The organism is Flavimarina sp. Hel_I_48 (genome assembly GCF_000733945.1).
Lineage (GTDB): Bacteria > Bacteroidota > Bacteroidia > Flavobacteriales > Flavobacteriaceae > Leeuwenhoekiella.
Map to the genome: position 1 here is coordinate 1,500,116 of NZ_JPOL01000002.1, position 20,588 is coordinate 1,520,703.

General features: G+C 42.0%; 11 protein-coding genes. 3 read left to right on the forward strand and 8 right to left on the reverse strand.

The window, feature by feature from the left end; all coding sequences use genetic code 11:
- Positions 1-13 precede the first annotated feature (13 nt).
- From P162_RS06755 to P162_RS06765, 3 genes are all read right to left on the reverse strand, one after another.
- Positions 14-3,391: a VCBS repeat-containing protein gene (locus P162_RS06755; RefSeq protein WP_031426497.1), complete on the reverse strand. Its 3,378-nt coding sequence runs from the start codon at positions 3,389-3,391 to the stop codon at positions 14-16.
- 202 nt (positions 3,392-3,593) lie between these two features.
- Positions 3,594-5,438: a RagB/SusD family nutrient uptake outer membrane protein gene (locus P162_RS06760; RefSeq protein ID WP_241077742.1), complete on the reverse strand. Its 1,845-nt coding sequence runs from the start codon at positions 5,436-5,438 to the stop codon at positions 3,594-3,596.
- A 30-nt stretch (positions 5,439-5,468) separates the two neighbouring features.
- Positions 5,469-8,648, reverse strand: a complete 3,180-nt coding sequence (locus P162_RS06765; RefSeq protein ID WP_035916927.1) for a SusC/RagA family TonB-linked outer membrane protein — start codon at positions 8,646-8,648, stop codon at positions 5,469-5,471.
- A gap of 232 nt (positions 8,649-8,880) precedes the next feature.
- On the opposite strand from P162_RS06765, the gene P162_RS06770 reads away from it, so the two are divergent.
- Positions 8,881-9,684 (forward strand): hypothetical protein, encoded by an 804-nt coding sequence (locus tag P162_RS06770; RefSeq protein ID WP_031426500.1) that lies wholly within the window; start codon positions 8,881-8,883, stop codon positions 9,682-9,684.
- Between the two features lie 364 nt (positions 9,685-10,048).
- On the opposite strand, the gene P162_RS06780 is transcribed toward P162_RS06770, so the two are convergent.
- The 3 genes from P162_RS06780 to P162_RS06790 form a co-directional block, all read right to left on the reverse strand.
- Complete coding sequence (locus P162_RS06780) at positions 10,049-11,401, reverse strand: dihydrolipoyl dehydrogenase family protein (RefSeq protein ID WP_031426502.1); 1,353 nt, start codon at positions 11,399-11,401, stop codon at positions 10,049-10,051.
- A gap of 135 nt (positions 11,402-11,536) precedes the next feature.
- Positions 11,537-12,322, reverse strand: coding sequence for an SDR family NAD(P)-dependent oxidoreductase (locus tag P162_RS06785; RefSeq protein WP_031426503.1), 786 nt, complete (start codon positions 12,320-12,322; stop codon positions 11,537-11,539).
- On the reverse strand, positions 12,300-12,734 hold the full coding sequence (locus P162_RS06790; RefSeq protein ID WP_031426504.1) for a DoxX family protein: 435 nt from the start codon (positions 12,732-12,734) through the stop codon (positions 12,300-12,302). The genes P162_RS06785 and P162_RS06790 overlap by 23 nt, the downstream gene beginning before the upstream one ends.
- 200 nt (positions 12,735-12,934) lie before the next feature.
- On the opposite strand from P162_RS06790, the gene mfd reads away from it, so the two are divergent.
- Positions 12,935-16,336 (forward strand): transcription-repair coupling factor, encoded by a 3,402-nt coding sequence (mfd, locus tag P162_RS06795; RefSeq protein ID WP_031426506.1) that lies wholly within the window; start codon positions 12,935-12,937, stop codon positions 16,334-16,336.
- A gap of 242 nt (positions 16,337-16,578) precedes the next feature.
- On the opposite strand, the gene P162_RS06800 is transcribed toward mfd, so the two are convergent.
- Together P162_RS06800 and P162_RS06805 are read right to left on the reverse strand one after the other, a co-directional pair.
- Complete coding sequence (locus P162_RS06800; RefSeq protein WP_410471160.1) at positions 16,579-16,962, reverse strand: YraN family protein; 384 nt, start codon at positions 16,960-16,962, stop codon at positions 16,579-16,581.
- Between the two features lie 149 nt (positions 16,963-17,111).
- On the reverse strand, positions 17,112-18,014 hold the full coding sequence (locus tag P162_RS06805) for an LD-carboxypeptidase (RefSeq protein WP_031426509.1): 903 nt from the start codon (positions 18,012-18,014) through the stop codon (positions 17,112-17,114).
- 293 nt (positions 18,015-18,307) lie between these two features.
- Here P162_RS06805 and metG point away from each other — a divergent pair, with 293 nt between their 5' ends.
- Complete coding sequence (gene metG / locus P162_RS06810) at positions 18,308-20,452, forward strand: methionine--tRNA ligase (protein ID WP_031426510.1); 2,145 nt, start codon at positions 18,308-18,310, stop codon at positions 20,450-20,452.
- Positions 20,453-20,588: the final 136 nt, after the last annotated feature.

Genomic DNA, 20,588 nt, shown 5'->3' on the forward strand with positions numbered 1-20,588 from the left:
TCTACAGATTTTTTTAATTTGAATTTATAGAGAAAAATTGGGGCGCTTCGTTATTTTTTGCAAACAGAACCGTTTGCTCATCCCCCACGGAAATTACCCTAAGGGATTTGGTAACGCCCTGCGCCATGATGCCAGATTGAGCGGCACTTATGGCTTTGAAATCCCCCTTGCCATCACCCTTTAAAAACAAACCATAAGAAGCATCTGCACGTGGCGTTTCCACTTCGGCGGCGTATAGGTTTCCGGCCATAAGGATATCCATATTTCCATCCTGATCAAAATCCTGTAATAATGTGGAGTTTATTGAAGAAACCTGCGCTTCGTTAGGGAGTTTATGAACTTTAAAACTTCCTCCGGTATTTTCAAGCCACATGGATGCGAAAGTTTTTGCCTTTAGGTGGGTGGCTTCCTCTAATTGATCGTTATTAAATATATCTTTCACCGTGGCTTTACCAAAGGCCTCATAGGTAGGAAATTTCTCTTTGATAAAAGGCATTTGTTCTGAAGAACATTGACGACCGCGCAAAGGAACGAGGTTTTTGTTATCATAATAACCCAGTACAATATCATTAGTTCCCGAATTATCAAAATCTGCCGCGTAGACTTCAAACGGAGCTTCTAAAGACGCGTGATATTTATAATTCAATCCTAAGTTTCCTGCCACAAGATCGAGATCACCATCGCCATCAAGGTCGCGGGAATTTAGGCTGAACCACCACCCGTTAGTTTCTTGCAATCCATAAGCTTCGATTTTTTCTTCTAGATTTTTGCCATCCTTATTTTCAAAAACGGTGATGGGCATCCATTCACCGGCAGCGATTAAATCCATAAAACCGTCGTCGTTGAGATCCATCCATAGTGCGTCTGTAACCATACCCAGACTGGAAAGCTTATCGTTGAGCGAATTTTCGGCTAGTTCAAAGCGAATTTTTCCATTTTCACTTTTATTTTCCAATATATAGCTCCTGGCTGGAACGGGGTATTTACCGGGTATTTGCCTACCACCAATAAAAAGATCCATATCGCCGTCATTATCAAAGTCTGAAGGTTTCACGCACGAACCGCTGATGGCGATGGAGGGCAAAGCATTTGGCTTATATTGAAAATTTCCTTTGCCATCGTTCAGGTAAATCCGGTCTTTGAGCAATGCTGCCCCCTCAACATTTTCATTTCCACCACTTACCACATAAAGGTCAAGGTCATTATCCTGATCAAAATCAATAAAAACGGCCGCTACATCTTCGTATTTAGACGCAGTTTTAAGCAATTGGTGATTGGTTTGTGTAAACGAGCCATCTCTTTTCTGAATTAGAAAAGTTCCTGAATGGTTAAGTGCGCCGCCGATGTACATATCATCCAACCCATCACCATTAACGTCACCCACAGCCACTGCTGGGCCTTCGTTTGATAACTTATGAGGTAATAGACTTTCGCGTTTATAATCATCAAATTCATTTTCATTGTGGGAATAACCGGCAATTTCTAGCTGATTTTCGGTAAAAATTTGCCGTTTTTGAGGAGTTTTAGAGCGTTTTTCAGCGATTTTTGAATCGGTATAGCTTAGGGTGAGTGTTTGATTCGCCTTCACATTTTCAAGAAATTGTCTTCTTTGATCAGGCCATAATATTTCTACGTCAATCTGTGATGCTTTGCCCAGACCGAATAAAATTTCAGGATCAACAGCAGATAAAAATCCGCGGGAAGCATATACTTCCTGCATTTGCGTACTGCTATCAGTTTTAACAATCACCCGCGCCCCCAGACCGTTGCGATTTATTTTAGACCCTTTGAATTTAAAATTTATATAATTGCCCAAATTCATTTCCGCAGCGTTGTTCTTTAAAATGGAAGCAGGATCGTCTGTGTTGTTGAGCACGATATCCAGGTCGCCATCATTGTCTAAATCTGCGTACACGGCACCGTTAGAACTATTTATATCCCCCGTACCCCAACTATCGTTCATTTTTTCAAAACTTAGGTCGCCCTTGTTCTTAAAAAAATAATTTTCCTTTTTGCGTGTGGGCATCTTATCCAGCACATCAACGATATAATCCTTAGGGTCAAACTGTTGTTTGTTTTTAATAGAATCCTGCTTTTTATTCACGTAGTTCACAAAATCATTGTTTCTGAAATCGCGCTTAATCCCGTTGGAAACAAAAAGATCTTTCAGTCCATCATTATCCATATCAAAAAAGAGCGGAGCCCAACTCCAGTCTGTAGTGGCAACCCCTGCAAGTTGTGCGATTTCCGAAAATTGGGGGACACTGTTTTTATCCAGAAAGCCAGTATTGAGTTGCAAAGTGTTGTACATATATTGATGATGAAGTCCCAGGTTTACAGCCTCGTAAAAACCCGCGGGATTCATCCCACTCATGCTGGTCTTGACGTCATAACTGCTTTCACCCATCATATCTACCGTCATTATATCAAGCCAGCCATCATTATTGATGTCTGCCATATCATTACCCATCGAGAAAAATGAAATATGATTGGTAGCCTCTAAAATCCTGTCAGTAAAGGTTCCATTGGCATTATTTATATATAAATGATCTTTACCGGTATAATCACTGGAAATATATAAATCTGGCCAGCCATCATTGTTAACGTCCCCCACTGCAATGCCTAACCCATATTCAATTCTATTTTGAATGATACCCGCTTCTTTGCTTACATCCCTAAAAACACCATTATCATTGCGCAGCAATCTATCATTAGCTACATCCCCATCCATGTTTACCAGTTCAGCAAGGGTTTTATCGCCTGGGTAAGAAGATGGATAATGGTTGAGCAGATACATATCAAGATCGCCATCCTGATCGTAATCAAAAAATGCGGCTTGTGAAGAGCAATCGGTAAAATCGAGGTGGTAATCAGCAGATTGTTCCTTAAACGTGGGAACACCATTTTCAGCAGTTCCCATATTGATGTAAAGCTTGTTTTTTCGACTATCAGGATTCGTGAATTTGCCAGAGTTTGAAATGTAGATATCCATCCAGCCGTCATTGTTAATATCAACCGTGGTGACACCTGTTGAAAAATGTTTGCCATCCTTGATATTGGTCTGACTGGAAACATTCTTAAATTTCAGGTCGCCCTGGTTGAGATAAAGAGCATGCTGATCTAGGGCAGAAACAAAAAAAAGATCTTTTAGCCCGTCATTATCAAAGTCTGAAACAGCAAGACCGCTACCGTTATAATAATATTCATATTGCAGCCCATTAAAGCGGATATCCTCTTTAAGATCATTAGCAAAAGTGATTCCTGTTTCCTGAGCAGATAATTTTGTAAATATTCCTTGGTCTGAGGTGTTTACACTTCCTGTTTCAACATCTTTTTTACAGGAAAAAAGGCTACATATGATAATAAACAGGAAAAATTTAATTCGTTTCATTATTAGCTAAATAAAATTGGTTTGAAAATAAGTAGGTGCCCACTGCATTCTTTTTAAAAAAGAAGGTACTACAACAACATGATTTTCAAAACTATAAATTAGTATTTTAGACCAGATTTACCCTATTTTTAATCGAAATAAGGCTGTTTTAAATAAAAAAAGCCCAATATCTAATGACATTGGGCTTTTTAAATTCATTGATTTACTCGTAACCTGGATTTTGAATCAAAGCAGTATTGGCATTGAGTTCGTTGTTCCTGATGGGTGTATAATAACTTTTATCCAGCCAAAGTCGGTTTTCAAAACCGGGATCAATCTCTGATGGCTCGTAGGAATAGTTATAGTTACTTGTATCATATTTATAAGTTGCCACCGAAGCCCCAGGTTTTAAAGTCCCTGAAATTTCAATGATTCTCGCTTTTGCACCTATCGTTGAAGGTGCGATCATCCAGCGTCTTGCATCATGATAGCGGTGAGCTTCATAGGCAAGTTCTATAAGTCGTTCATTCCTATAGTCTGCCATTAGATCAACCCCACTGGACGTAATTGCGGGCATACCAGCCCTAAACCTAATTTGGTTCAGCCAGGCTTTTGCTTCCGTCTCGTCACCACCACTTTCTAAAAGTGCTTCGGTATAGTTTAAAACCATTTCGGTATATCTGAAAAAGGGCCATGGTATGGTCTGAAATTCATTTTGATCTACAAAATCGTCATCTGGATTTATAAATTTCTTGAAGTAATATCCTGTGCGGGTACCATTCCAGTTTTCAATAGGACCTTCCCTTGTATCAAGGCCATTATGGGTTATCACTTTAGAATCTAAAATAACTTCATATTTACCTGTTTGAATTTGATTTGCCGGGTCTCTTTCTGCCGCGTCAGAAGGCCGTGGCTTCCAGTCTGCACCATCGTAAAGAATGGTCGCATAAAAACGTGGATCCCTATTAAGATATGGGCTCTCACTATCTTCAGGATCATCCCAGCTAAATTCTGAACCATCACTCATACCATAAGCGTCAACCAAGTTTTGAAGCGGGGTATTCCCTGCCCAGTTATGGTAGCCGTTAGGACCGTTAAAAAGCCCCACTTGTCTTCCCGGACCAGATATTTGAACATATTGACGTTCCCAGATAACATCTGTTTCCCCTCCGTTACGCGATAGTGCGATATCAGAATAGTTCTGCTCCCCTTCCTCTGCGGAAACCGGTGCTTGCAGACCAAATTTATATCCTGTCCCCACATAATCCATAGCAGCTTTTGCCGCATCCCTTGCATTATTCCAGCGTTCTTCTTGACTTCCGGAAGTATATGCGATCAGTTCTGGGTTTGAATAGCCCGCTATCACCGAAGAATTTGCCGAGGCCACCTCTATATCGTGCAAATCGCTCGCAGCATAAAGCAATATTCGCGACTTTAAAGCTAATGCTGCCGCAGCATTGGTCCTGCCAGGATCTAAACTTACACCGTCAAGAAGCGCAAAGGCGGCATCACAATCTGCCACTACAAAATTCACGGATTCTTCAAAGGAACTCCTTGGGATTTTAAATTCTGAATCCAGCGCCAAAGGAGTATCCAATAAAGCCACCCCACCATAAAACCGAATCAATTGATGATAATAATAAGCACGCAGATAAAGTGCTTCCCCCAGTAGGCGATCGCTCAACTCCTTATTTTCTAAGGTACCCTCATTCATTTTTTCGATCGCGATATTTGCAGCGCGTATATACTGGTACATAAAATTCCAGTCGTGAGTCTCATCAACCCACCCTACATCATTTGAATTCGTACGCGATTCCATTATAGTGTTTATGCCCCTTCCCGTATGGGTGAAAATGGCCTCGTCAGAAAGGGATGCCATCATTTGCTCACCAAAACCTCCAGCGCCAAGACCGTTATAGATCCCGGTCACAGCTGCGGAGGCAAGGCCGGCATCTGACCAGACACTTTCTTCGGAAACTTCACTAAGCGGGGTAACATTGGTAAAGTCATCATTGCAGCCCAATACCAAGAATAAGAGGGGCACAAATAATATTACTTTAAATTTCATCATTATATTTTTGAGTTTATTTTTCATGGCTTAAAATGTTAAATTGGCTCCTAAGCTTACAATCTTTGAATTGGGATAATCCCTTCCACTTGCGCTTGTGCCTTCTGGATCAAAAACAGAATTAGTGATCGTGAATAGGTTGGTGCCATTTGCATAGACCCTAAAATTTTCTATACCCATTTTCTCTGTAATCTTAGCAGGGATGCTATACCCTATTTCAAAATTTTTGAGCCTTAAATAATTTGTGTTTTGTCTCCAGTACGTATTCCCATTGCTGTAATACTGATCAGCCCTATCGGTTATTCTAGGATCTACGCTACTTGGGTTATCTACAGTCCAGCGGTTGTTATAAATAAATGCAGGATAATTACCAATGGTTCCCGCCTCATCGAAGTTCAAGAACACCTCTCCTCCTGTGGCACCCTGAACAAGCGTACTTAGGTCAAAGTTTTTATAGCTTGCGGTAAGGCTCAGACCTCCCTGAAAAGTTGGGTTATTGTTCTTTTCTGTCCTATATCTATCATCTGGAGTGATACGGCCATCGCCATCATAATCCAATAATTTCATGTCTCCCGGGCGAAGTTCATTTACGAGTGAAGAATAGTCTAAAGTCTCTGCATCAATATCAGCCTGAGTTGCAAACACACCGTCATAGCCATAGACTAGATTAGAATTTATAGGCCGGCCTGTTGCCCGTTGCCATTCGGGAGAACCTTCGGCTTCATCATTAAAGATTATTTTATTTTTAGCATAGCCCCCGTTTACACTAACCCCAAAATTAAAATCACTTATATTATCGTTATAACCCACACTAAAATCAAAGCCCCTGTTTTCAACCTCTCCAATATTTTGACGGGGAGGCGTGATACCAGTGATTGCTGGAAGCGAAGCAGAAGGAGGGGTCAAGATATCTTTACGTTTGTTCAGGAAAACGTCAAATTCAAAATTGATCCTGTTCTGTAAGAATCTTGCATCAACACCTAGATCAATGTTTGTAGCTACTTCCCAGGTAATATAAGGGTTGGGGACTTTAGATTCTGAAAGCGTAATTACCTGTTGGTTATTGATCACATAGTTACCAAATCCATACGTTGATAAAAATTGATTTGGCGGAAAGTCATCGTCATTGAACTTATCGTTACCCAATTGTCCCCAGGAACCTCTTATTTTAAGGAAATTAAGAAAGGAACTGTTATCATTTTCCTCGAAGAATTTTTCTTTGGTAATCACCCATCCACCGGTAAATCCTGGGAAGAATCCATATCTGGTATCTTCTGGAAAAAGATAAGAACCATCATAACGCCATAAAAACTCAAAAAGGTACTTCTCTGAATAATCATAAGAGAATCTTCCATAATAGTTGAGACGTGCTGCCCTGTTTGAAGAACCGGTATTGTTCTGCTGGTCAGGACCTCCTGCAAATAGATCATCAATAACCGGCGAAATGAAAAATCTTCGGTATGCCTCAAAACCCTCATAATCTGTTGTCTCCCGCTGAATACCGGCCAATAAAAGCATATTGTGATTTCCAATAGTGCGCTTATAGGTAGCATTTGCTCCTAAAAGTATATTTAAGGTGTTGGTAGTATATTGATTCAAGTTGGGTTCGGCGGGCCCGCGTTGTCCCTTCACAAGTTCGGGAAGTCCATCTTCTCCCAAGGTGTTACCATCCCAAGTATAAAGCGACCATGGGGTACGCCATACTTTTTGGTTTTTAAAACTTTTATCTATTGCAGCAGTACCCTGCAAAGAGAGACCGCTAACCCATGGAATATTTATATCAAGGGTTCCGTTAGATTGAAAATAATCCCTTTTATCCTTATCATAACCTGTGGCATTAGTAGTTATCACTACTGGATTCTGACCATTTTCTATGTCTGGGCCTGGTAATCCATTAGGCCAGTATGCGGGTTCTGTGGGCCTGCCCCGTGTAAGCATCCTAAAAATGTCATTAGCACTTTGGGTAGGATAGTACCTGTACTCTTCTCTCCCCAATACCCCTAAACTGACTTTTACGTCTTCACTAATTTGCGCATCAAGATTAATACGTATGTCATACTGCTCATAACCTGTAGCAGAATTTTTATAATAAGCCCCCTGTTTTAAGAAGCCTAAAGAAGTATAGTAGCTAAAATTCTCACTACCACCGGTGAGCTGCAACGTGTGCTTTTGCTGCGGGGCTCCGTTTTGGAAAGTCTCGTCAAACCAATCTGTATTAGGATGCCCATAGGGATCTTCTCCATTTGCAAATAAGGCAATATCCTCTTGCGTAAATGGAGCAGGTCTTACAGAACCATCTGGTCTGGTATAACTCCCCGAAGTCCTAAATGCATTTGTAGCAGCGGTCCATTCAGAAACGGGAAGGTTGTAGACTTCAAGTTCATTACGCATTTGGGCATACTGGGGTGCCGTCGCCAGTTTGGGCACTTGTGTGGGGTCAGCCCATCCATAACTCCCTGAATAACTGAGTTTTGGCTTGCCTTCCCTACCTCTTTTGGTTGTAATCAAGATTACTCCGTTTGCAGCACGCGCCCCATAAATAGCCGCTGAAGCATCTTTTAGTACAGATATGGTCTCAATATCTGCTGGGTTTATACGGGCTAAGCCCCCGTCCCTGTCAGGGATTCCATCTACAACTACAAGAGCGCCGGTATTGTTATAGGTGTTCGTACCCCTAATTCTTATGGTAGCATTATCATATCCCGGTTGCGCACTGGCCTGCTGTACAAATAGACCTGAAACCCGGCCAGAAAGCGTATTGGTGAGGTTGAGCGCCGGCGACTTTACTAATTCTTCCCCTTCCACTGAGGCTACAGATCCAGAAATCGTGGCTCTTTTTTGCGTTCCGTAGCCTACTACGACCACTTCATCGAGGCTGGCAACATCATCCTCAAGGGCAACATTGATAGTTTCCCTGTTATTTACAGCTTCCACAAGTGTTTTAAAACCCACATAGGTGAATTTTAAATTGGATTCTGGACTCTCAATCGTTATAGTATAATTACCATCAAAATCGGTCACAGTGCCCACAGAAGTATCATCAGCATTTATAATGGACACTCCAGGCAGCGGCAAACCATCAGATGCCGCAGTCACGGTACCAGAAATTGTGACTTGAGCCGTCATTGAAAAACCGAAAAGTAAAAAAAGTAGTAAAACTGGAAAACGAAAAATTCCTCCCAGTTTTAAGTAGAGTAGTTGATTAATCATAGTTTAAGGTTGGTTAGTTGTCAACGTAAATATATCATAATATATGTTAATTAATTTAGCATTCATTAATATATTTTGAAAATATTATAAAAACCATATTCTAAATCATAAATATTTTTAAAAATGAAATAACAGAATGCGAGATTCTTGAATTGTTAAAATACAAATATTCCCAGATACTACGCTTTTCTATTGGGTGTCCCTACCGTACTTTTAAAGAAAAAAAATGAAAATGAAAAAGAAATTAGCGCTGCTCAACCTGTTTTCTGTCATCCTTGTAATTGGGGTCAATTATGCATCACAGGCATTCCGGTGGAATGATACGACGATTGGCGATATGAGTGCACGCTACGATAACCTGTTTACACCAGCACCGTATGCTTTTGCTATTTGGGGGGTAATTTTCTTGAGCCTTGTCGCCTATTCCGTTTTTCAGGTGCGGCGTGCTTTTTTCAGTAGTAAAGAATCTGCTTTTATTGAACAGACCGGTTATTGGTTTGCACTGGCAAACGTGCTGAATGCTGCCTGGGTGTTCGCTTTTACCTACGATTATTTGCTGTTTTCCGTAGTTATTATGCTGGGTATTCTGTTCAGTTTACTGAAAGTAGTGCTAAGCACAAATATGGAGCGCTGGGACGCGCCCATTGCTACGATTGCATTCGTATGGTGGCCCATTTGTTTTTACTCGGGTTGGATTTCTGTTGCCACCATCGCAAATATTTCGGCTTTTTTAGCAAAATTAGACCTAAAAGGAAGCGAGCTGAACCAAATTGTATGGACTATGGTTATGATAACCGTAGCAGTATTTATAAATATTTTAATGATCAATCTGCGCAACATGCGTGAGTTTGCAATGGTGGGCGCATGGGCACTTTTTGCGATCTTTAATAGGCACAACGGGGATTATAATGCGATTGCGTATTACGCGCTTTGTGGAAGTATACTTTTAATAATTGCTGCCGCAATTCACGGTTACAAAAACCGGGAGACCAATCCCATGGAAAAACTTAAAGAGCGACTTAATAAAAGTAAATAGCTTTGTAGTTCCTAAAAACGCTCCTAATAATTAGCTAAATTGATCGAAAATTGAGCTATATCCGAGGTTCTTTTGGGCATTTCCCTGTGGGCCGGGCTTTACATTGCAATCTTTTTGGTCGTGCCTCACAAAAAGGCCTCTTCCCGGAAGGGATAGATAAGTGCATTTCAATCCCTAACGCAAAATCAATATTCAAACCATAAGGCGATTTTAAACCTAAGGCCAGTTCTGTGAGCATTTTGTTTGCGAAATCAGCGGAACCAAAATCACTTTTAAAGTCAAAAAAAAAAAAGACCATAAAAATAGTTTTTCGTGGTCTTTATGCAATTTTCTGTGTTCTTGTATCTTTATTCTTTACTCTAAATTAAATCATCGCTTTCATGTCCCCTCCCCAGGTGGGGTATGTGAGCGGCAAACCTTTTAAGGTTCCCGTATCCAGTTTGCCCACCATGGCCAGCACAAATAAATTAATGGTTTCGCCAGCGTCAGGACTTAGAAGGTGCGCTCCAAGGATCTGGCCGGTATTTTTATCAACCAGGGTTTTAAAAGCATAACGAGGCGCATTTATGTGTTTGGCATTGTACCAGTCTGGTACGTTTTCTTCTTTTACATTAAAATCGTGACCCGCTTCCTTGGCCTCTTTTTCATTCATTCCTACGGTGGCCAACTGTGGTTGCGTAAAAACAACGGAGGGCGTGGGTGGAATCTCGAGTTCCAGATGGTTTCCCTTGAGAATATTTTTAGCGACAATGCGGCCTTCCTGACCAGAAAATGGCGTGAGCGGCAGAGTGCCACTGGCGGAAACATCACCGCATGCATACACTTTGGGATTAGACGTGCTCTGTAAAAAAGAATTTACGGTGATTCCTCCTTTCTCATACGCAACATTTCCTTTTTCCAGATTAAGCGCTGCTGTTGCCGGGATTCTACCAGCGGTATTAAAAACCAATTCCGCTTTTACCTCAACTTCCTTTTCGTCCTGTTCCGTACTTACGCGGAAATTTTTAGTGAGTTTTTCAATGCTCTTAACATCGGCATTCATTATAAATTTGATACCTAATTTCTCTGAATCTTCTTTTAAATACTCGGCAAGTTGCGCATCAAAACCATTCAGTATTTTATCAGAACGTTCTATCACGGTAACTTTAACGCCACAACGCGCGGCGATATGGGCAAATTCCATCCCAATATAGCCCGCTCCTATAAATATCATACTTTCCGGCAGTTCAGATAGTTCTAGAAAATCATCACTGGTAAGTACATGTTCGCGTCCAGAAATTTTCAATTCCATAGGAACATGGCCGGTAGCGATAACAATTTTTTTTGCTTTGACCGTTTTACCTTCTACGGAAAGGGTTTCCTCATCAATAAATTCTGGGGATTGATGGTACATTTTTATTCCTTCCTTTTTGAGGGCACGCTCTGTTGTAAATGGAACGGGATCAACAAAGGTTTCTTTAAAGGCCATTAAGTCTTTCCAGTTTACTTTCGGTGGATTTTCAATGCCCTTCCCTTCCAGATTACGTGCGTGCTGTAAGACTTGTGTCACTCCCACGAGTACCTTTTTAGGATCGCAGCCCCGGTTTGCACAGGTACCTCCATATTCACGATTGTCTGCAATGGCGACGCGCATTCCTGCTTCTGCCGCGGCATCAGCAACTTTTTTTCCGGCAGAGCCGGTTCCTATTACAAAAACATCGTATTCTTCAACAGCCATAATTGTTTCTATTCTCTATTAGTATTTTTATTCCCAACTATGATACCCGCTATTCAGAATTCATTTCAAAATCCCAGTAATTTTACGTGATGAAAACCTGAAAAACGTTTATGTTGGGGCGTATTAAATTAAAACTTAATAAATCGTCTTTACCACACCACCATCTACACGTAGGGAAGCGCCATTAGTTGCAGAAGATAACGGACTGGCAATATAGGCAACCATGTTTGCGACTTCCTGGGTTTCGGCAAAACGCTGAATCAAGGACGTGGGACGCGCCTTGCTAAAGAATTCCTCTTCCACTTTCTTACGGTCGCCGCCTTCATCCAGACCGGTCATTTCCTGTACACCTTCTGAAAATGTGGGGCCGGGCAATACACTGTTTACGGTAACATTAGTGCCTTTTGTGATTTCGGCCAGGCCTCTGGAAATTGCGAGTTGGGCGGTTTTCGTCATTCCGTAATGTACCATTTCTACCGGGATATTTACTCCGCTCTCGCTACTTATAAAAATGATTCGGCCCCAGTCCTTTTTAAGCATTTTAGGCAAAAAAGCACGGGATAAACGCACACCGCTCATTACGTTTACGTCGTAAAAACGTTGCCATTCGCTGTCTGGAATTTCCATAAAATCAGTCTCGCCAAACACACCTATATTGTTGATAAGAATATCAACTTCATCCAGTTCTTCAATGAGCTTTTCAACCGTTGCTATCTCGCTAAAATCACAGACAATCCCTGTCACATTTCCGTCAGGAACTTCCTTTAGAATCTCCTTTTTTGCCTTTTCTATTGATTCCGGGCTCCGGCCATTGATTATGACCTCGGCACCTTCTTCGGCAAGCGTTTTTGCGATCGCTTTTCCTATTCCCTTCGTGGAGCCAGATATAAAGGCCCTTTTATTTTTGAGTTTTAAATCCATCAATTATTTTTCTTTGCTTGCTATCTAATGCAAGTGCGTTATGTTCTAAATTTTTTAAAAGTATAAAAAAGAAAAGCGCGTAAACCATTTGTGATCCTACGCCCATCCAGTCTTCTTTGATGCCGGAACCAAAAATAAGCACCGCGATCAAAATTGCCCCTGCAGCGGCAAAAAATCGGGTTTTTAAGCCCAAAATTAGCGCTAAACCAATACTAAATTCAATAAACGGAAGCGTATACGCAAAGCCAGAAACAAGAACTTCTGGCAAATAAGTTCCTTTAAACCCTTCAACAACATGCGCTACAAAAGAGGAAAGTTTAGGGATTCGTATCAAGCCATGAATAAACAAATTTATCCCAATGGTAATTCGTGCCAGTAAAAACGCAAGTTGATCGTTAGATAGTTTTTTCATATGCCGTTGATGCCTTGTATATAGAAACTAAATAGAATTTAGATGTCTTTTAAGCAGTTAGCTAAAGTACCCAAGGCAAGTCGTAAAGCCTGTTAGTAAAATGGTAAAAAACAACTTTCATTTTTCCTGAACGAGCTTTTGCATTCCTTAACAAAAAAAGGGTTTTCTAATTTAGCGATTCGCTTTACCTTTGCGCCCGAATGGCGAAAACCAAAATAAATCAGCACTTTGCACAGCTCCCGCAACTGCAGGATCTGCAAACTGCCATTGCCAAGCCCCAAAACAGGCTTGCCGTAAATGGCCTTATAGGCTCTGCGCTTTCCTTTGTGCTGGCAGAAAGTTTTAAAACTTCGGAAAAACCGTTTCTGGTCATATTAACTGATAAGGAAGAGGCGGCCTATTTTCTCAATGATCTGGAAAACCTGATCAATTCAGGAAAGAAAAAGCAGCATGATGTACTTTTTTATCCCGGGAGCTACCGTCGTCCTTATCAGATCGAAGAAACTGATAATGCCAATGTACTGTTGCGGGCAGAGGTGCTCAACCGCATCAACTCCCGTAAAAAACCAGCACTGATCGTAACTTATCCCGACGCGCTTTTTGAGCAGGTGGTCACCCGAAAAGAACTGGACAAAAGCACGCTTAAAGTTGGCGTCAACGACAAATTATCCCTTGATTTTGTAAATGAAATGCTCTTTGAATATAAGTTCAAAAGAGCCGATTTTGTTACAGAACCGGGAGAATTTTCGGTGCGTGGGGGGATTATTGACGTGTTTTCCTTTTCTCATGATGAGCCGTACCGCATCGAGTTTTTTGGTGATGTGGTAGACAGCATCCGTACGTTTGATGTGGAGACACAACTTTCTACGGGACAGCAAAAAAAGATTTCCGTAATGCCTAATGTGGAAAGCAAGCACATTCAGGAAACGCGCGAGAGTTTTCTCAATTATATTTCCCCTGAAACCGTTGTATTTACGCAAAGTCTGGAACAGATAGCTTCTCGCATTGATACCAATTTTGAAAAGGCGAAAGAAGCTTTTGCTAAATTATCTGGCGAGATCAAGCACAATGCCCCAGAAGAATTGTTTTGCGACTCTAAACAAATTACCCGGCAATTACTTGATTTTACGCTTGTGGAATTAGGCAATTCAACCATAAACCTCAATGCATCAAAAACCACAGAGGAGATTGTTTTTGATCAGCAGCCACAGCCTTCTTTTAATAAGCAGTTTGACCTGCTGATTGAAAACCTGAACGAAAATGCAGAAAATGGGTATCGTAATTACATTTTCTGCGTAAGTGAACAACAGGCCAAGCGTTTTCACGATATTTTTGATGATGCCAAGCAACAGGTAAAACAATTTGAAACGGTGATTTTGCCACTATATCGCGGTTTTATAGATGACACGCTAAAAATTACCTGCTATACAGATCATCAGATTTTTGAACGTTACCATAAATTCAATTTAAAGGACGGTTACGCTAAAAAGCAGGCGATTACGCTTAAAGAACTTACCAGTTTGCAAGTGGGCGATTATGTAACCCATATTGATCACGGTATCGGTAAATTTGGTGGTCTTCAGAAAATTGATGTGGAAGGTAAAAAGCAGGAAGCCATTAAACTTATTTACGGGGAGCGGGACATCCTCTACCTCAGTATTCACTCGCTACATAAGATCACCAAGTTTAACGGTAAAGATGGCAAAACCCCCCAGATCTACAAACTGGGAAGTGGCGCGTGGAAAAAGCTCAAACAAAAGACAAAGACCAAGGTCAAGGATATCGCCTTTAACCTGATCAAGCTTTACGCAAAACGCAAGCTGCAAAAAGGACACGCCTTTGGCCCAGATACGCATTTGCAGCACGAACTCGAAGCGAGCTTTATTTATGAGGATACGCCAGATCAAAGCAGTGCCACGGAAGCTATAAAAGCAGATATGGAAAGTCCACGCCCCATGGACCGCCTGGTTTGCGGTGACGTGGGTTTCGGTAAAACTGAAGTTGCCATTCGGGCTGCATTTAAAGCGGTGGATAATGGCAAACAGGTCGCCATTCTCGTACCCACAACCATTCTTGCTTTTCAGCACCACCAGACTTTTGAAGAACGTTTAAAGGAATTTCCTATACGGGTGGATTACCTGAACCGTTTTCGTACCGCGAAAGAAAAAAGGGAAACCCTGGCAGATCTTGAAGCCGGGAAAGTGGATATTATCATAGGTACCCACCAGCTCACCAATAAAAAAGTAAAATTCAAAGATCTTGGCCTGCTCGTGGTTGATGAGGAACAAAAATTTGGCGTTTCCGTTAAAGACAAACTGAAAACCATAAGTGAAAATGTAGATACGCTCACGCTTACCGCGACGCCCATACCACGTACGTTACAGTTCAGCTTGATGGCGGCGCGCGATCTTAGTACGATTACCACGGCCCCGCCCAATAGATATCCTATCGAAACGCATGTGGTTCGGTTTTCAGAAGAAACCATGCGCGACGCTATTTCATATGAAATACAACGCGGCGGACAGGTATTTTTTATCCATAACCGCATTGAAAATATCAAGGAAGTTGCCGGTATGATCCAGCGGCTTGTCCCTGATGCAAAAGTGGGTGTGGGCCACGGCCAAATGGAAGGTAAAAAGCTGGAAACACTCATGCTGAAGTTCATCAATGGCGAATTTGATGTGCTTGTTTCTACCACAATTGTAGAAAGCGGTCTCGATGTGCCGAATGCAAATACTATTTTTATCAATAATGCCAATAATTTTGGCCTTTCAGACCTGCACCAGATGCGTGGAAGGGTGGGACGTAGCAATAAAAAGGCATTTTGCTATTTCATTACGCCGCCACTTTCTGCAATGACTGATGAGGCGCGCAAACGCATGACCGCGCTGGAACAATTTTCCAGTTTGGGAAGTGGTTTCAATATCGCCATGAAGGATCTTGAAATACGCGGTGCCGGTGATCTGCTGGGCGGCGAGCAAAGTGGTTTTATCAATGAAATAGGATTTGATACGTACCAGAAAATCCTTAACGAAGCTATTGACGAACTAAAAGAACATGAGTTTGCAGACCTTTATGAAGAGCAAAACAAAGCTGAAGATAAAGAGTATGTAAAAGACATGGTTATTGATACCGATTTCTCCCTGCTCTTTCCAGATGATTACATCAACAATATTTCTGAGCGTTTGAAACTGTATACAGAACTTAACGACCTTAAAACCGATGAGCAACTGGCCGAATTTCAGACGAAACTTGTTGACCGTTTTGGGGAATTGCCACCGCAAGCGGAAGATTTACTGAATTCTGTACGTATCAAATGGATTGCCACCGCTTCTGGAATTGAGAAAATAACCATGAAAAAAGGCAAATTGCTGGGCTTTTTCCTGGCAGATCAACAATCTGCTTTTTATCAAAGTCCGGGATTTTCACGTATTCTCCAGTACGTACAGACGCACTCCAACCAGGTAACTTTAAAAGAGAAGAAAACCCGCAGCGGACTACGTTTATTGCTTAGCATTCCTGGTATTACTTCTGTAAACAAAGCGCTGAAAATTCTCTCGCCTTTAAGGAAAGTTCAGGAAGTAGCTGAAAACGCGGAATAAAATCTCTCTTCCCAGGGAGGGGAGTACTTCAAAGTCAGATTTTTCGGTAATTTTCGGTATGAAATGGCGAAAAGTATATTTGAAATGCAATTCGGTATAGAATTTTTAAGCTGAATTTATTTTGTTCTCAAACGCTAAATTCAGGTTCAGAGTTGATAGTAAAGCAATTAAGCTTCCATAGTTATTTCCAGATGCGATCCTGAAACAAGTTCAGGATGAAGAAAGGAACTATGAAAAACCGTTTAAAAATGGTAAAAAGCATCTTCAAAATGCTCTAATTTTTCCCGGTTTTTGTTCTTTAGCACAGCGATAATATCAAAGCGCGCTTCCAGATCCAGATCGTTGGACACAATATATTCATTTGCCGCTTTTACTAGCAATTTGATTTTTGACGGAGTTACAAAATCCTGCGGATCGCCAAAAAAGTCGGAATTGCGCGTTTTTACTTCACAAATGATCAATATTTCGCCCTTTTGGGCAATTATATCGATTTCCGCCTTGGCAAAAAACCAATTACGCTCCAAGATTTTATAACCTTTTTTGAGCAAATAATCAGCGGCAAAGACCTCTCCCCATTTCCCGAGTTCGTTGTGGTTCATGATTCTGAATTTATTCTTTTGTGACATGACCTGCAAGGTATGAGCGAGGAACGAGTGATCCTTGTAGGTCTTACACAGAACAGCGATTAGACCTACAAGGAGGCCTTCGTTCCTCAGGCAACACCTTGCAGGGCTGAAATTCTAAGTTGATATTAACGTGAAGGTCTATAAATCAGCTAAACTTCAGTAAAATCCAACTGCACACTATTTTCTGATACATCAAGCGTTGCTTTTCTGCCCATGATCAGGGCACGGTTATCATCCAGGTGCCCGGCAGGGAAATCGAAACACACGGGATAAGCATATTCCGCTACTGCGTCCAGCACGATTTCCTTCGCATTTTTGCCAAAAGGAACACTATTATCATGCATTCGCGTCAACCCACCCACTACGAGTCCGCACAGGTTTTTCAGCAAACCGTTGCGTTTTAAATTTACCATCATGCGGTCCACATGGTACAGATATTCATCCAGATCTTCAATAAACAGAATTTTCCCATCTGTGGCAATCGCAGAGGGACTTCCGCAGAGCGAATAGATAATGGAAATGTTCCCGCCCACGAGTTGGCCGCTGGAAGTACCCATGCGATTTAACGGGTGGGAATCTACCTGATACTTTATAGGCTTACCAAAAAGCGCATCGTGAAGGCTTTCTTTCGCCTGGGCAGAATTATCTTCTACCCCTTTCCCCATCACCGCATGAATCGTTTCAAAACCCATCCTGTTGAGGTGGCTGTGCAATACGGTAACATCGCTGTAGCCTGCGATCCATTTGGGGTATTTGACGAATTTATAAAAGTCGAGACCGTCTATTATTCGTACGGTACCGTACCCGCCTTTAGCACACCAGATTGTCTTTATGGAAGTATCGTTGAGCATGCGCTGCAAGTCGTCGCGGCGCAAGGTGTCGCTGCCGGCATATTGATCTTCGGTGGCGCCTATGGTTGCACCCAAAACGGGTACAAGCCCCCAGTTTTCAAGCAGTTCAATTGCATTTTTAAGATCTGGCAAATCCACTTTGCGCGCAGTGCTTATTAAGCCTACTTTATCACCAGCTTTTAAATACGGGGGTGTGATCATGTTTTAGTCATTTTATAAAGGAAAATAGCCATTTTTAGGCAATTTTAGTCTTTCTACAGAATAAAAAGACTTAGGGCTCAAGACGGAATGACTTAGGATAACTGAGAAAAAGTCTTACGTCTTACGTCTAAACATGTTCAAACTTGCCCTAAGTCAAAGAAATTAAAACTTTAGAAAAGCTTGGGAAATTGAGTAAAATCCGTCTAAAATCCTACCTCAAAAAGTCCTGTCGTCATTAAAAAAGGAATCCCCCTATAAATAGTATCTTTGCCACCTAAATTTTCAATCAGCCCATGACTCCGCAACGCTATACCCTTACCGCCGCATTACCGTACACTAACGGCCCCATTCACATAGGCCACCTTGCCGGGGTGTACGTGCCCGCAGATATTTACGCCCGCTATTTACGCCTTACGGGTCAAGATGTCGCTTTTATCTGCGGAAGCGATGAGCATGGTGTTGCCATTAGCATAAAAGCAAAAAAAGAAGGGATTACCCCGCAGGAAGTAGTAGATAAATACCATAAAATGATCAAGGATTCCTTTGCGGAATTTGGGATCTCCTTTGACAATTATTCGCGCACTTCGGCTAAAATTCACCACGATACCGCTTCTGAATTTTTTAAGAAATTATACGATAAAGGTGATTTTATCGAAGAAGTGACCGAGCAGCTTTACGATCCTGAGGCAGATCAATACCTTGCCGATCGTTTTGTGGTGGGCACCTGCCCTAAGTGTGGTCACGACGAAGCTTACGGCGACCAGTGTGAGAACTGCGGTTCGTCACTCAATGCAACCGATCTAATTGACCCAAAATCTACCATTTCTGGTGCAAAACCGGTCTTAAAAGAGACAAAACACTGGTTTTTACCTTTAGATCGCTACGAAGATTTTCTACGGGACTGGATTTTAAAATCCCATAAAAAAGACTGGAAATCCAATGTGTACGGCCAGTGCAAATCCTGGATTGATGAAGGCTTGCGCGCCCGTGCGGTGACCCGCGATCTGGATTGGGGAATCCCGGTTCCCGTTCCCGGCGGGGAAGGCAAAGTGCTTTATGTGTGGTTTGATGCGCCCATTGGTTATATTTCTTCAACCAAAGAATGGGCCGAGCGCGAGGGAAAAAATTGGGAAGATTACTGGAAAAAAGACGATACTAAACTGGTGCATTTCATCGGGAAGGACAATATTGTTTTTCACTGCATCATTTTCCCCAGTATGCTAAAAGCAGAAGGAAGCTATATCCTGCCCGAAAATGTACCGGCAAACGAATTTCTTAACCTGGAAGGCCGCAAATTGTCCACCTCAAAAAACTGGGCGGTCTGGCTGCATGAATACCTGGAGGATTTTCCCGGCCAGCAGGATGTTTTGCGTTATGCACTTACTGCAAACGCCCCGGAAACCAAGGACAACGATTTCACCTGGAAGGATTTTCAGGCTCGTAATAACAATGAACTGGTGGCCATTTTTGGTAATTTTATCAACCGCGTGGTAGTGCTTACCGATAAATATTATAATGGTCTTGTACCAGAAGCGGGCGAACTCAATGAAGAGGATCAAAAAACCCTTGACGAACTTCGCGCCTACCCCGCGGTAATCGCTAGCTCGCTGGAGCGTTACCGCTTCCGCGAAAGCCAGAACGAACTTATGAACGTCGCGCGTCTGGGCAATAAATATCTTGCCGATGCGGAGCCCTGGAAAACGGTAAAAACCGACGAAAATCGGACGAAAACGGTCATGAATCTGGCGTTACAAATCGCTGCTTCTTTGGCGGTGCTCAGCGAACCCTTTTTGCCTTTTACTTCAGCAAAGCTCAGGGAAATGCTGAATATTACTGCCGGCCCCAATGCGGAATCCACAGATACTGTTGCCCAACTGCAATGGGATGACCTGAGCGAACAAAAACCGTACGTAAAAGCAGGACATAAAATCGAAAAAGGCACCTTACTCTTCAGTAAAATAGAGGACGAGCAGATCGAAAAACAATTGGAAAAATTAGAAAAGACAAAAATGGAAAATAAAGAAATCCCCTCCCCCCAGCCCCCGAAGGGGGAGCAAAATAAGAGTGAGAAAACACCCCCTTCTGGGGGCGGGGGTACTCCTCAAAAGGAGATTATTCAATACGAAGATTTCACTAAACTGGATATGCGCGTGGGCACGATTCTGGAAGCAGAAAAAATGCCGAAAGCCGATAAACTTCTGGTTTTAAAAGTAGATACTGGTATTGATGTACGCACCATTGTTTCCGGTCTTGCCGAGCATTATGCACCTGAGGATATCGTGGGAAAAAAAGTAACTGTTTTAGTCAATCTCGCCCCGCGCAAACTGCGCGGCACCGAAAGCGAAGGCATGATCTTAATGGCTACAACCGCTGAAGGAAAAGTGATTTTCCTAAATCCAGATGTGGAGAATGTGGAGAATGGGGCCGGGATTAGTTGATATTATTTTATATTCCAAAAGTTATATAAGATAAACGTAGTTCGTTTTTCTACTTTCCTGAGGCAATTTCACCCTGAACTTGTTTCAGGGTCTTATCAGGTAGTTCATTTTTTGTCAAGACTAAAAATGCGATGCT

Excerpts from the sequence above, each read along its gene's own strand:
- P162_RS06755 (WP_031426497.1), bottom strand. The coding sequence starts at position 3,391 with ATGAAACGAATTAAATTTTTCCTGTTTATTATCATATGTAGCCTTTTT.
- P162_RS06760 (WP_241077742.1), bottom strand. The coding sequence starts at position 5,438 with ATGAAATTTAAAGTAATATTATTTGTGCCCCTCTTATTCTTGGTATTG.
- P162_RS06765 (WP_035916927.1), bottom strand. The coding sequence starts at position 8,648 with ATGATTAATCAACTACTCTACTTAAAACTGGGAGGAATTTTTCGTTTT.
- P162_RS06770 (WP_031426500.1), top strand. The coding sequence starts at position 8,881 with ATGAAAAAGAAATTAGCGCTGCTCAACCTGTTTTCTGTCATCCTTGTA.
- P162_RS06780 (WP_031426502.1), bottom strand. The coding sequence starts at position 11,401 with ATGGCTGTTGAAGAATACGATGTTTTTGTAATAGGAACCGGCTCTGCC.
- P162_RS06785 (WP_031426503.1), bottom strand. The coding sequence starts at position 12,322 with ATGGATTTAAAACTCAAAAATAAAAGGGCCTTTATATCTGGCTCCACG.
- P162_RS06790 (WP_031426504.1), bottom strand. The coding sequence starts at position 12,734 with ATGAAAAAACTATCTAACGATCAACTTGCGTTTTTACTGGCACGAATT.
- mfd (WP_031426506.1), top strand. The coding sequence starts at position 12,935 with ATGGCGAAAACCAAAATAAATCAGCACTTTGCACAGCTCCCGCAACTG.
- P162_RS06800 (WP_410471160.1), bottom strand. The coding sequence starts at position 16,962 with ATGTCACAAAAGAATAAATTCAGAATCATGAACCACAACGAACTCGGG.
- P162_RS06805 (WP_031426509.1), bottom strand. The coding sequence starts at position 18,014 with ATGATCACACCCCCGTATTTAAAAGCTGGTGATAAAGTAGGCTTAATA.
- metG (WP_031426510.1), top strand. The coding sequence starts at position 18,308 with ATGACTCCGCAACGCTATACCCTTACCGCCGCATTACCGTACACTAAC.